We start from the raw sequence: 12,561 nt of genomic DNA on the forward strand, positions 1-12,561 counted from the left end.
GTCGCGACCCTGGACAATGGCAGCGATGAAGCTGCCCGTGATGCCGCCGGTGCGGCCGATGCTGGCCAAATCGGTGGACACGATTCCGCCCGACGCGTCCTACGAGCCGAAGTGGGACGGGTTCCGGTCGATCTGCTTTCGCGACGGCGCCGAGGTCGAGTTCGGCAGCCGCAACGAACGGCCGATGACACGCTACTTCCCCGAACTGGTCGCGGCGGCCATCGCGGAACTGCCGCCGCGATCCGTCATCGACGGCGAGATCGTTGTCGCGACCGACCACGGCCTCGACTTCGAGGCGCTGCAGCAGCGCATCCACCCGGCGGCCAGCCGCGTCCAGATGCTCGCCGAGCAGACGCCGGCGTCGTTCATCGCGTTCGACCTGCTCGCCCTTGGCGACGACGACTACACCGAGCGCCCGTTCACCGAACGCCGCGCCGCCCTCACCGAAGCGCTGGCCGGCTCGGGGCCGTCGTTTCACCTCACGCCGGTGACCACCGACCTGGCCACCGCACATCGCTGGTTCGACGAGTTCGAGGGCGCCGGTCTCGACGGCGTCATCGCCAAACCGCCTGACCTGACGTACCAGCCCGACAAGCGGGTGATGTTCAAGATCAAGCACACGCGCACCGCCGACTGCGTGGTCGCCGGTTACCGCGTTCACAAGTCGGGTGCGGACGCGATCGGCTCGCTGCTGCTTGGCCTCTACAAGGATGACGGCACGCTGGCCTCCGTCGGCGTCATCGGCGCGTTCCCGATGGCCACCCGGCGGCAGTTGTTCTCCGAATTGCAGCCGCTGGTAACCACATTCGAGGAACATCCGTGGAACTGGGCCGCGCACATGGCCGGTGACCGCACCCCGCGCCGCAATGAGGGCTCGCGGTGGAACGCCGGCAAGGACCTGTCCTTCGTTCCGCTGCGGCCCGAGCGGGTGGTGGAGGTCCGCTATGACCACATGGAGGGTGAACGGTTCCGCCACACCGCTCAGTTCAACCGCTGGCGCCCCGACCGCGACCCGCGCTCGTGCACCTACGACCAACTCGAAGTCCCGGTGAAGTTCCGCCTCGACGACATCGTTCCGGGGCTCGGCTGACCGAAGCACTTTCGTCAACTCGGCGATGTCCGCGTGCAAGACGTGTGATGCTGCCCGCATGGTGATCACACGTGCGATGACCGCCGCGGTGGCGCTCACCGGCGTCGCCGTCGGGTTGGCGAGCCCCGCATGGGCGGACGGGCGACTTGACGGCGAATACCAGTTCGTCAACGGCCCCACGACGAACACGTGGGCGATCACCACGCAGTGCAATTTCGAAGGTCTTTGCGGCGGAACAATTTCCAGTTCCACCGGGATGATCGCTCAGATCCGTAAGCAGGCCGACGGTCCGTGGACCATCGAACGCCACGACGTCTTCAACGGACGTCCGTGCGCGGACGGCAGCACCGGACCCGCCGATCTGACGTACTCGTTCGATCCGGCGACCTTGGCGGGCAGCCTGCGCTACACGTGGGAACCCGGAACATGCGGCGACCCCAACCCCGGGGAGAGCGAAGTACCGATCAGCCTTCAGCCGCTGTAGTCGGGCGGGGTTCGGGCCGCGAGTGTGCGAACCGATACGCTCCGCCCGGCGACTCGCGTATGAAACCGCACGCTGGGCGGGGAGTCAGGCGCGCGCGAAGCTCAGCGTTTCCCCGCGCACCCCGCCCATCCACAGGTCCTGGCAGGCCGCGGCCATCTCGTCGAGTCCCTCGATGACGGCGCCGAACACGTTGCCCGGTACCCAGCCCTGGTCGCCGTTGATCAGCAGGTTGTTGCGGCCGTAGAACAACGCGAGGTCGACGATCGCGCCGGTGGTCCCGGTGCCGGTGGTGTTCTCGTAGCCGTAGGCGGGGTTGCCGAGCTGGTCTGAGTCGAACGAGAACCAGCACAGGTCGCCGGGAATCGGCGTCACCGTGGTGTTCTCCTTACCGGGGTCGGGCGCGAAAGTCGGTAGCAGCGTGTAGATCTCGTTGCGGGCGTACTTTCCGTGGAACACCTGGGCCGACAGGGGCAGCGCATCCCACACCGCCGCGCAGGTTCGTGGCGCCGCCCCGTCGAGCAGCCGGGCCACGCAGCTGACGCCTCGCTTGTCCAGGGACACGGTGATCAGCCTGCTCATCGAACTCCTTGTGCGATCAGTTCGGGTGTGCGCCGGTGCCAGTCGGTGGCCGCCTCGTACGCGCGGCCGACCCGCAGCACCATCGCATCCGCGTGCCGGGGCCCCACGATCTGCAGCCCGACGGGCAGTCCGGCGGAGGTGAAGCCGCACGGCAGGCTGAGCGCGGGCTGCTGGGTCATGTTGAACGGATAGGTGTACGGGGTCCAGCTCGCCCAGTCCGGTGACGGCCACCCGTCGGGTACGTCGCGGCCGGCGGCGAACGCGGGCAGCGGCAGGGTCGGCGTGATGAGCACGTCGTAGCGCTGGTGGAACCGGCCCATCAACTCGCCCAGGCGCATGCGCACGGCCGTCGCGTCGAGATAGTCCGACGCCGAGAACGTCGCCCCCGCCGCCGCGACCCGCCGCAACCCCGGGTCCACCCGGTCATCGACCGCATCGCCGTAGGCCTCCAACACCTTCGCCGCCCCCGAGAACCACAGGATGTGAAAGGCCTCCAGCGGGTCGGCGAACCCGGGGTCCACCTCCTCGACCCGCGCGCCGACGTCGGCCAGCACGGTCGCCGCGGCCCGCACGGGGGCGTCGACCTCGGGGTCGTTGCGCACGAAACCGAGGGTGGGCGAGAACGCCACCCGCAGGCCCGCGACACCGTCGTCGAGGCCGGTCAGAAACGACTCCGACGGGGTCGGCATCGCCGCCCAGTCACGCGCGTCGAACCCGGTGATCACATCCATCAGCGCCGCGGTGTCGGCCACGGTGCGCGTCATCGGGCCGGGGTGGGCCAGGGTGCCGAACGGGCTGGGCGGAAAGGCGGGGATCAACCCGTACGTCGGCTTCAGCGCGACGGTCCCGGTGAACCCCGCCGGGATGCGCACCGAGCCGCCTGCGTCGGTGCCGACCGACCACACCCCCATGCCGAGCGCGACCGCGGCCGCGCTGCCGCCGCTCGAGCCGCCTGCCGTCGTGGCGGGATCCCACGGGTTGCGGGTCACCCCGTATCGCGGCGAGTCGGTGACGCCCTTCCACGAGTACTCCGGCGTGGTCGTCTTGCCGAGCAGCACCGCGCCCGTCTCGCGCAACCGCGCGACGCTCGGCGCGTCCTCCTCCCACGGGCCGGCGTCATCGATGAGCCAGCTGCCGCGCAACGTCGGCCAGCCCCGGGTCCACAGCGCGTCCTTGATCGATGTCGGCACCCCGTCGCCGGGACCCAGCGGCCGCCCGGCATGCCAGCGCGCCTCGGACGCCTTGGCCGCCGCCAACGCCCCTTCGGCGTCGACGAGCACGAACGCGTTCACCGCGTCGTCGTGAGATTCGATGGCGGCCAACGCCTCTCGGGTCGCCTCCACCGGCGAGATCGTTCCGGCCCGGTAGCCCTGCACCAGCTCGAGCGCGGTGGGAATCATCGCGCACCACCCCGGCCCGATGTCGCCGGCCTTCCGGCTCCGGACGGCACGTAGCCGAGCTTCTTGTCCACCACGTTGTGCAGCGGCTCGCCGACCAGCCAGCGGCGCAGGTTGCCCAGGAACTGCTCGGCCAGCGTGTCGCGCCAGCCGACCACATCACCGGACATGTGGGGGGTGATGGTCACGTTCGGGGCTTCCCACAACGGATGGTCCGCAGGCAGCGGCTCGGTGTCGAACACGTCCAACGTCGCGCCGCCGATTCGGTTGCGGGCCAACGCGTCCAGCAACGCCGACTCGACGACCATCGGGCCGCGGGCGATGTTCACCAGATGCGCGTCGGGCTTCATCGCGTCCAGCACCGCCGCGTCGACCAGCCCGCGCGTCGAGTCGGTGAGCGGCGCCGCGAGCACCAGGTGATCGCACCACCCGACCTCGGCGGCCAGATCGGCGCTGGCCACCACCTCACCGAAGTCGGGATCGGCGTCGGCCGCCACCCGGCCCGCGCCGCGCACTCGCATGCCCGCCGCGCGCAGCAGCCGCGCGATCTCGCGGGCGATCGAACCGGTGCCGACGACGAGCGCACAGGTGCCGGCGATGCCGCGTGTCTCGCGGTGCCGCCACTGCCGGTCGCATTGCAGCGCGTAGCTGGTGCGGCTGTCCTTGGCGTGGGCGAGCACCGCGCCGAGCACGTACTCGGCGATCGGACGGTCGAAGACGCCGCACGCGTTGGTGACCACCACGTCGGAGTCGCGAAGCTCCGGGAAGTCAGGGCACAGCAGCGTGTCCACCCCGGCCGCGGTGACGTGGATCCACTCCAGGCTGTCCGCCCGCGGCCAGACGTCGCGCAACGCGGTGGAAAAGTAGTCCCACAGCAGCAGCACCCGCGCCCCGCGGACCGCGTCGGGAAGGTCGGCGGCGGTGCAGAACCGGAACTGGACGCCGACATCGGCGAGCGCGGGGCGGTCGGCCTCGTCGGCGCACAGGACTGCGACCACCGGCGCCTCAGAATGGGTCCTGACCTGGTCAGATGATCCGTACCGTCCCGCGGGGGGAACGCTCTCGCGGGAGGTCGGCACGCCCCGAGGCTAAGGACACGCCGTATGATTGTCAACAATCTGTTGCTGGATGGGCGTTCTGGCCTCACACTGTGGAAATGACGCTCGGGGAAGTGGTGCCGCCCCCACCATTGCAGCAGGTCGGCATAGGTGTTGTGACGCCGTATGACTTCGCCCTGGACCGCGAATTGTGGCGCTGGGTGCCCGACGATGTCAGCCTCTACGTGACCCGGCTCCGATACGCGCCGTTGCCGGTGACCGTCGACATGGCCGTGCACGTCTCGGACGCGGACAACGTCGTCGCCGGCGCCGCCAACGTGCTCGCGGTCTCGCCGATCGTGACCGCCTACGCGTGCACGGCAGGCAGCTTCGTCAAGGGCATGGCCGGGGAGGCCGCGCTCGTCGCGGCGATGCAGGCGGCCGGCGCCCCGGCCGCGGTGACCACGAGCGGTTCCATGCTGGCCGCGCTGAAGCACCTCGGCGTCCACCGCGTCGCGACGGTCACCCCGTACACCGCGGACCTGACCATCGGGCTGACCAGCTACCTCATGGAGGCCGGGCTGGAGGTGGTCGCGACCTCCGGGCTCGGCTTGACCTCGAAGATCTGGGCGGTGCCCTACGAGCAGACCGCCGAACTCGTCCGCAGCACCAACGTGGCCGAGGCCGAGGCGATCGTCATCAGTTGCACCAACCTGCCGACCTATGACCTGATCGCCCCGCTTGAAGCCGAACTGCAGAAGCCGGTGGTGACCGCGAACCAGGTGACCATGTGGGCGGCCCTGCGGGTGGCCGGGCGCAAAGCCGTGGGCCCCGGCCAGCGCCTGCTTGAGGCGTAACGAATCCGCTTCGACCGAGAAACCGGCAAAGTACGGACAACGGCGGTTGTTAGCATTGTCGACAATCTGCCCATCGACCGAGGGTTCTGTATGGCTACCGTAGGACTGCTCTACCCGGGGCACAGCGCCGAAGACGACTTCGCGACGCTGGAGGCCCGGGCCGCCGGCGAGGTCCGCCTCCCGGTGGTCATCACCTCCGTCGGCGAGGACGCCCACCGGGTGGACGCGCTGCTGGACCTCGGCAGCACCGAACGTCTCGCCGACGGCGTCAGAGCGCTCTCCTGGTCCCGCCCGCAGGCGGTGATGTGGGCATGCACCTCGGGCAGCTTCGTCTTCGGCCCGGCGGGCGCACGGCAGCAGGCCGCGAAAGTCGCCGCGGCGGCCGGTGTTCCGGCGTCGTCGACGTCCATCGCGTTCGTCGACGCGCTGCGTCACCTCGACATCCGGCGCGTCGCCATCGCCGCGTCATACCCGCACGACGTCGCCGAGCACTTCGTCGAGTTCCTGTCCGCCGACGGCGTCGACGTCGTCGCGATGGGCAGCCACGGCATCATCACCGCCGCCGAGGTCGGCACCCTGACACCGGAACAGGTGATCCAGATGGTCACCGCCGCCGACCATCCCGACGCGCAGGCCGTCCTCATCCCCGACACCGCGATGCACACGCTGGCGATCATCGACCGTCTCGAGGCCGCCGTCGGCAAGACGGTGCTCACCGCCAACCAGGTCACGGTCTGGAAGGGACTTCAACTCGCCGGCGGGGTGCCGGTGATTCCCGGGATGGGCCGGCTGTTCGAGGAGGCCCGGTGACCGAGTTCATCGCTCCCGTCGAACAGGAGTCGACGCCCAGCATCGTCGCCGACAAGCTGCGCCAGGCGATCGCGCACGGCGAACTGGCGCCGGGCACCCAGCTGGGCGAGGCGGACCTAGCCCGCAAGTTGGGCGTCAGCCGCGGGCCGCTGCGCGAGGGCATGCAGCGGTTGACCCAGGAGGGGCTGCTCATCGCGATCCGCAACCGCGGTGTGTTCGTCATCGAGATGACCCCCCAAGAGGCCTCCGACATGTATCTGGCCCGCGAGGCGATCGAACGCGCGGCCACCCGCCGGATCCTCCAGCGCGACTACGCCGCCGCCGGGGACGAGCTGTTGGCCATCGTCGAGGAGATGGCCGAGGCCACCGACGTCGAGGAGGGCAGCGAGGCCGACATCCGCTTCCACGAGCGCCTGGTCGAGCTGGCCGAGAGCCCACGGCTGTCGCGGATGCACCAGACCTACCTCGTCGAGACGCGGATGTGCGTGCATGCACTGGCCGACACCTACGACAACCCGAACGACCGGGTGGTGGAGCATCAGGCGCTGGCGAGCGCGATCAGGTCGGGCGACGTGCAATTGTCCGACAAGCTGCTGATCGCCCACATGGAGGACGCGGTCGACCGCCTGATCGCGCGGCTCGCCCGCTAGTTCGCGGCTACTTCAGCGCCACGCCGATGTACTTGATCTCCAGGAACTCGTCGATCCCGACGGCGCCACCCTCGCGACCGAGCCCGGACTGCTTGACGCCGCCGAACGGCGCGGCGGGGTTGGACACCACGCCCTGGTTCAGGCCGACCATCCCGGTCTCGAGCGCCTCGGCGACCCGCAGCGCGCGCCGCAGGTCGTTGGTGAACACGTAGGCCACCAGGCCGTATTCGGTGTCGTTGGCGGCGGCGATCACCTCGTCCTCGGACTCGAACGGGGTGAGCGGGGCGACCGGGCCGAAGATCTCCTCGTGGGCCATCTCGGCGTCGCGCGGAACGTCGGTGAGCACCGTCGGCGTGTAGAAGAAGCCCGCCCCGCCCAGCGCCGATCCGCCTGTCAGCACCCGCGCACCGCGCCCGACCGCGTCGTCGACCAGCGAGGTCACCTTGCGCAGCGCGGCCGCGTCGATCAGCGGGCCGACCTGAACGCCGTCCTCGGTGCCGGGTCCCACGGTCAGCGACCGCATGCGGTCGGCCAGCCGGCGCCCGAACTCGTCGATCACCGACGCGTGCACGTAGATCCGGTTGGCCGCCGTGCAGGCCTCCCCCATGTTGCGCATCTTGGCCGCGACGGCGCCGTCGACGGCTTCGTCGAGGTCCGCGTCGGCGAACACGATGAACGGCGCGTTGCCGCCCAGTTCCATCGAGGTCCGCAGCACCTTCTGCGCGCACTGCTCCAGCAGCACCCGGCCCACCCGGGTGGAGCCGGTGAACGACAGCTTGCGGGCCAACCCGGAGCGGATCATCGGCTCCATGACGCCGCCGGCGTCCAGCGTCGTCACGCAGTTGACCGCGCCGGCGGGCACGCCGACCTCCTCGAGGATGCCCATCAGCGCCAGCATCGACAGCGGCGTCTGGTGGGCGGGCTTGATGACGCTGGCGCAGCCGGCGGCGATCGCGGGCCCCAACTTGCGGGTCCCCATCGCCATCGGGAAGTTCCACGGCGTGACGAGCAGGCACGGCCCGACCGGCTGACGGGCGATCAGGAACCGGGCACCTCCGGCGGGCGCGGTCTGATAGCCGCCGTCGATGCGGGTGGCCTCCTCGGCGAAGTGCCGGAAGAACTCGGCGGCATAAGCGATCTCGCCGCGGGCCTCGGCCAGCGGTTTGCCCATCTCCAGCGTCATCAGCAACGCCAGGTCGTCGGCGCGCGCGTGCAACAGGTCGAAGGCACCCATCAACATGTCGGCGCGCGCCCGCGGCGGGGTCGCGGCGAACTCCGCCTGGGCGTCGACGGCGGCCTGCAACGCGGCCATCCCGTCGGCCGGGTCGGCGTCGGCGACCGCGCACAGCGTCTCGCCGGTGGCGGGGTCGACGACGTCGAACGTGGCGCGCTCGGCGGCGTCGAGCCATTTGCCGCCGATGAACAGTCGCTTGTCGACGGCGTCGATCACGGTTTGCAGCGCGGTCACTCCAATTCCCTTCGCCCCGGCGGTCCGACGGATAGTCTGATTGTCGACAATCTACGGCAATCTACGCTAGGGGACGTGGCGTGGCGGAACTCTCGCAAATTCTCAAACAGGCCACCGGGGTGCTCGCCGCGCGCGGCGAGGGCGCGCAGCTGTTCGACGAGCAGGGCCGCCGCTATCTGGACTTCACCGCCGGTATCGGCGTGACCAGCACTGGTCACTGCCACCCGCGGGTGGTGGAGGCCGCCCAGCGCCAGGTGGCCACCTTGATCCACGGCCAGTACACGACCGTCATGCACCGGCCCCTGCTCACGCTCGTCGAGCGGTTGGGTGAGGTGCTGCCCGCGGGCCTGGACCGGGTGTTCTTCGCCAACTCGGGCAGCGAGGCCGTCGAGGCGGCGCTGCGGCTGGCGCGGCAGGCCACCGGCCGCCCCAACGTCATCGTGTTCCACGGCGGCTTTCACGGGCGCACCGTGGCCGCGGCATCGATGACGACGTCGGGCACCCGGTTCCGGTCCGGGTTCGCGCCGTTGATGGCCGGTGTGCACGTCGCGCCGTTCCCCGACCCGACCCACTTCGGCTGGCCCGTCGAGCAGGCGACCGACTTCGCGCTGGCCCAACTCGACTACGTGCTGCAGACGTTGAGCGCACCGGCCGACACCGCCGCGTTCGTCGTCGAACCGGTACTCGGTGAGGGCGGCTACGTCCCGGCCAACGAACGGTTCTTCGCCGGTCTGCGCGAACGCGCGGACGCGCACGGCATCCTGCTGGTGGTCGACGAGGTGCAGACCGGGTTCGGCCGCACCGGCCGGTTCTGGGGCGGGGAGCACTTCGACGCACGGCCGGACATCCTCGTCACCGCCAAGGGATTGGCGTCGGGCTTTCCGCTGTCGGGCATCGCGGCGTCGTCGGCGCTGATGGAGAAGGCCTGGCCCGGCTCGCAGGGCGGCACCTACGGCGCCAACGCCGTGGCCTGCGCCGCGGCGGTGGCCACCCTCGATGTGATCGAAGACGAGCAGCTGGTGCGCAACGCCGACGAGCGCGGCGCGCAGTTGCGTGAGGCGCTGCGCACCATCGCCGACAAGTACGACGTCATCACCGACGTGCGCGGTCTGGGTCTGATGATCGGTGTCGAATTCCGCGACGCCGCAGGCAAACCCGATGGAGCGACGGCGGTGGCCGTCGCGCAGGAGGCGGCGCGGCGCGGGCTGCTGCTGCTGACGTGCGGCGCGTGGGGACAGGTGGTGCGGTTCATTCCGGCGCTGGTGGTCTCGGCCGACGAGGTCGACGAGGCGGCCGGGATCTGGTCCGACGCGGTGGGCGCCGTCCTGTAGGTCAGGCGGGGGCCGGCTCCCGGTCGTAGTCGACGGGCGGCGGCGCCTCGGGGGTGCCGGGGATCTCCGTACCGCCGATCGGACAGCGCGCGGTCTCGGGCAGCTTGAGCAGCGCGAGCGCGCCGATCACGCAGGCGCCCATCACGTAGAACGCCGGCATCAGGTTGTTGCCAGTCTGCAAGACCATCCAGTCGTTCACCGCGGGCGCGGTGCCGCCGAAGATCGCTGTCGACACGTTGTAGGCGATCGCGAACCCCGCGTACCGCACCTGGGTCGGGAACATCGCGGGGAACGTCGCCGAGATGGTCGCCAACTGGGGCACGTAGAGCAGGCCCAGCACGGCGAAGCCGATCACGGCGCCCCACACCCCGGTGGACATCAGCATGAACATCGGCACGACCATGACCAACAGCCCGACCAGCGATATCCACCACAACGGCTTGCGCCCGATCCGGTCCGACGCCAGACCGGCGAACGGCAGGAACACCATCATCGAGAGCATCCCGATGATCGGCACGATCAGTGACATGTCGGTGGACAGCCCGATCGAGGTCTCCAGATAGGTCGGCATGTAGGTCAGCAGCGTGTAGTTCACGACGTTGAGCGCCACCACCAGACCGCCCAACCGCAGGATCGGTCCCCAGTACTGGGCGAGCAGGTCCTTGAACTCGGCCGCGTAGCCGCCCTCCTTCTTCTCCTCGATTTCCAGCTCCTGGAAGACCGGGGTCTCCTCCAGCCGGGTGCGCAGATAGAGGCCGATGAGGCCCAAGGGCGCGGCGATCAGGAACGGCATCCGCCAGCCCCACACCGCCATCTGGTCGTCGCTGAGCACCAACGAGAACCCGAGCATCATCAGCGCGCCGGCCGAGAAGCCCGCCAGCGTGCCGAACTCCAGGAAGCTGCCGAGCATCCCGCGGCGACGTGCGGGCGCGTACTCGGCCATGAAGGTGGCCGCGCCGCCGTACTCGCCGCCGGTGGAGAAGCCCTGAATCATCCGCAGCACCACCATGAGTGCCGGCGCCCACAGCCCGATTGCGCCATACGACGGCACCAGGCCGACGCACAGCGTGGCCCCCGCCATCAGCAGGATGGTGATGGCCAGCACCTGCTTGCGGCCGAACCGGTCACCCAGAGGTCCCCAGAAGAACCCGCCGAGTGGGCGCACCAGGAAGGACACCGCGAACGTCATCAGGGCGAGCAGCGTGGCGGTGCCGCCTTCACCGGGGAAGATGGCCGCCGAGATGTAGGTGACGCCGTAGGCGTAGAGGCCGTAGTCGAACCATTCCGTCGCGTTGCCGATGGCCGACGCCGCGATCGCCTTGCGGACGACGCCGGCGGGTTGCTCCTTTTCGGCTGCCGGGTGCTCTGGACTGGGCGAACCTTGGGGATCCACCTACGGGCCTCCTCACGTCCGTCGGGTACGACCCCGGGACGCGTAACGACGGCGAGCGCGGGGCAGGACGTACTTCTCGGTGCATGGGCAAAATACCCGCCCCTGCCAACAAATATCCGCACAACGGTATCCGCACAACGGCAAAGGGCGAGGGCAGCGACGCTCCGCTCCGCCGGCCGTCGAGCGCGGTCAGGCCGGGTCGGTGGGCAGCAATGGTCCGAGCGGCCCAAGGTCGATGTTGAGATCCTCGGGCGTGAGGCCGAAATGCTCACGGAGTTCGGTCATCTTCTCCCCCAAGAGCATCAACGTGGTCCCGATGCGTTCGATCTGCTCGTCGGTCAGGGTTCCCTCATCGACCCGGCGAATGGCCTGCCGTTCCATCAGCTGGCGCAACAACTCGACCAACGTGAGCACCAGGCTGACCAGGCCGCGTTCGACGTCGGCGGGATCGGAGTTGATACGCCGTCGCGGTGCCGGTACCTCGCCGCCGGCCTCAGAACCCGTCGAATCCATTTCCGGTGTTCTCCTCGGCCGATATCAACGCGCCGACGGAGGAGACGAGCGTCCGCAGCGAGATGACGACCATGTCCACGTCGGCGATGGACAGCACGACCTCACCGGTGATCACGACACCCCCGGCGAGCACGCGATCGAGCAGGTCGACAAGCGCGATGCGCCGATCGTCCTGCCAGGGCGAGACCTCGGTCATCCGGGCACCGGTTCGCCAGCGAATGAATACGGCGGCCACGGTCCTGTCGTCTCCACAGACAACTTGTCCGTCGACATCACCAGTGCGGCCGCGGTTTCACGGAACAGTCCAACCGCGTCGGAGTCGACGAGATAGGTGCCGTTGAGCACGATCATGTCGTCCCTGCCCGACAGAACGCGGGCCGGCGGTGGTTTGCGCCTTCCGTCGACGGCGTGGCGCATCAGCATGCCGTGGATACGCTCGGCTTCGACGGCCGCGAGCCGATAGGCCTCCTCACGCGACACCAGCGCTTGCCTACGACGCATCAAATATGCTGTACCCGAAAGCTTTTCAGTAGCATCATGGTCACTGTCCGTCGTGCCCAGCCGCTTCGGGTCGCCGTACACCTTCACCCCGACCTCGAGGCGCCCACACAACCGTTCCAACGTCGCCTCGAAGTCGAGACGTCGGTGGATCAACATCTCACGGACCCGCGACCCGTCGCGGTAGACGGTCGCCATCCGCACCGGGATGACCGAGCCGGATCGGGCGACCGCACTGATCACCGCGTCGTGTGCACGGGCTTTCTGCGCGACCCAGTCGAGGTCCTCGAGATTGCGGCTCAGCGCATCCTTGCCGAACTCGTCGAGGTCGACGGTGCCCACAACGGCAGCGAGGTCATCGGCGGACACCACGTGCACCGGCTCATCGGCGACACCGCGCAGGCCGCCGATGCAACCCTCGGCGCGTTCGCGATGGGTTACGGCGTACACCCAG

The 12,561-nt window shown here is 69.5% G+C and carries 14 protein-coding genes; 6 read left to right on the forward strand and 8 right to left on the reverse strand.

Translation table 11 applies throughout. From position 1 onward, the window contains the following. Nucleotides 1-25: 25 nt before the first annotated feature. Together MELE44368_RS03400 and MELE44368_RS03405 are read left to right on the forward strand one after the other, a co-directional pair. Entirely contained in the window at nucleotides 26-1,090 is a 1,065-nt protein-coding gene (locus MELE44368_RS03400) for an ATP-dependent DNA ligase (RefSeq protein WP_128107206.1), read from the forward strand. A gap of 58 nt (nucleotides 1,091-1,148) precedes the next feature. Beyond that, entirely contained in the window at nucleotides 1,149-1,574 is a 426-nt protein-coding gene (locus MELE44368_RS03405) for a hypothetical protein (protein WP_128107207.1), read from the forward strand. Nucleotides 1,575-1,658: 84 nt separating this feature from the next. Here MELE44368_RS03405 and MELE44368_RS03410 read toward each other — a convergent pair whose 3' ends face one another. From MELE44368_RS03410 to MELE44368_RS03420, 3 genes are read right to left on the reverse strand one after another with little or no spacing between them, the layout of a single operon-like run. Then, nucleotides 1,659-2,153: a DUF3830 family protein gene (locus MELE44368_RS03410; RefSeq protein ID WP_128107208.1), complete on the reverse strand. Its 495-nt coding sequence runs from the start codon at nucleotides 2,151-2,153 to the stop codon at nucleotides 1,659-1,661. After that, nucleotides 2,150-3,553, reverse strand: a complete 1,404-nt coding sequence (locus tag MELE44368_RS03415) for an amidase (RefSeq protein WP_128107209.1) — start codon at nucleotides 3,551-3,553, stop codon at nucleotides 2,150-2,152. The genes MELE44368_RS03410 and MELE44368_RS03415 overlap by 4 nt, the downstream gene beginning before the upstream one ends. Then, nucleotides 3,550-4,548, reverse strand: coding sequence for a D-2-hydroxyacid dehydrogenase (locus MELE44368_RS03420; protein WP_128107210.1), 999 nt, complete (start codon nucleotides 4,546-4,548; stop codon nucleotides 3,550-3,552). The genes MELE44368_RS03415 and MELE44368_RS03420 overlap by 4 nt, the downstream gene beginning before the upstream one ends. A gap of 158 nt (nucleotides 4,549-4,706) precedes the next feature. On the opposite strand from MELE44368_RS03420, the gene MELE44368_RS03425 reads away from it, so the two are divergent. The 3 genes from MELE44368_RS03425 (at nucleotide 4,707) to MELE44368_RS03435 (ending at nucleotide 6,904) form a co-directional block, all read left to right on the forward strand. Continuing rightward, a complete protein-coding gene (locus MELE44368_RS03425) occupies nucleotides 4,707-5,444 on the forward strand; it encodes a maleate cis-trans isomerase family protein (RefSeq protein WP_206613669.1) in 738 nt (245 codons plus the stop codon). Nucleotides 5,445-5,534: 90 nt separating this feature from the next. Then, nucleotides 5,535-6,254, forward strand: a complete 720-nt coding sequence (locus MELE44368_RS03430; protein WP_206613670.1) for a maleate cis-trans isomerase family protein — start codon at nucleotides 5,535-5,537, stop codon at nucleotides 6,252-6,254. Then, nucleotides 6,251-6,904 (forward strand): GntR family transcriptional regulator, encoded by a 654-nt coding sequence (locus tag MELE44368_RS03435; protein ID WP_128107211.1) that lies wholly within the window; start codon nucleotides 6,251-6,253, stop codon nucleotides 6,902-6,904. Before MELE44368_RS03430 ends, MELE44368_RS03435 begins: the two co-directional genes overlap by 4 nt. 7 nt (nucleotides 6,905-6,911) lie before the next feature. Here the strand turns inward: MELE44368_RS03435 and MELE44368_RS03440 are convergent, their stop codons facing one another. Next, nucleotides 6,912-8,372, reverse strand: coding sequence for an NAD-dependent succinate-semialdehyde dehydrogenase (locus MELE44368_RS03440; RefSeq protein WP_128107212.1), 1,461 nt, complete (start codon nucleotides 8,370-8,372; stop codon nucleotides 6,912-6,914). Between the two features lie 80 nt (nucleotides 8,373-8,452). On the opposite strand from MELE44368_RS03440, the gene MELE44368_RS03445 reads away from it, so the two are divergent. Beyond that, on the forward strand, nucleotides 8,453-9,703 hold the full coding sequence (locus MELE44368_RS03445; RefSeq protein WP_128107213.1) for an aspartate aminotransferase family protein: 1,251 nt from the start codon (nucleotides 8,453-8,455) through the stop codon (nucleotides 9,701-9,703). A gap of 1 nt (nucleotide 9,704) precedes the next feature. Here the strand turns inward: MELE44368_RS03445 and MELE44368_RS03450 are convergent, their stop codons facing one another. The 4 genes from MELE44368_RS03450 to MELE44368_RS03465 form a co-directional block, all read right to left on the reverse strand. Beyond that, the gene (locus MELE44368_RS03450) at nucleotides 9,705-11,096 is read right to left on the reverse strand and encodes an MFS transporter (protein WP_128107214.1); all 1,392 of its coding nucleotides are present in this window, start codon (nucleotides 11,094-11,096) and stop codon (nucleotides 9,705-9,707) included. A 189-nt stretch (nucleotides 11,097-11,285) separates the two neighbouring features. Further along, on the reverse strand, nucleotides 11,286-11,609 hold the full coding sequence (locus MELE44368_RS03455) for a gas vesicle protein K (RefSeq protein WP_128107215.1): 324 nt from the start codon (nucleotides 11,607-11,609) through the stop codon (nucleotides 11,286-11,288). Then, nucleotides 11,590-11,805: a gas vesicle protein gene (locus tag MELE44368_RS03460; RefSeq protein ID WP_128107216.1), complete on the reverse strand. Its 216-nt coding sequence runs from the start codon at nucleotides 11,803-11,805 to the stop codon at nucleotides 11,590-11,592. Before MELE44368_RS03460 ends, MELE44368_RS03455 begins: the two co-directional genes overlap by 20 nt. Continuing rightward, nucleotides 11,802-12,557 (reverse strand): GvpL/GvpF family gas vesicle protein, encoded by a 756-nt coding sequence (locus MELE44368_RS03465; RefSeq protein ID WP_241566460.1) that lies wholly within the window; start codon nucleotides 12,555-12,557, stop codon nucleotides 11,802-11,804. The genes MELE44368_RS03460 and MELE44368_RS03465 overlap by 4 nt, the downstream gene beginning before the upstream one ends. Between the last annotated feature and the right edge of the window lie 4 nt (nucleotides 12,558-12,561).

It is taken from the genome of Mycolicibacterium elephantis DSM 44368 (assembly GCF_004014805.1).
Classification (GTDB): domain Bacteria; phylum Actinomycetota; class Actinomycetes; order Mycobacteriales; family Mycobacteriaceae; genus Mycobacterium; species Mycobacterium elephantis.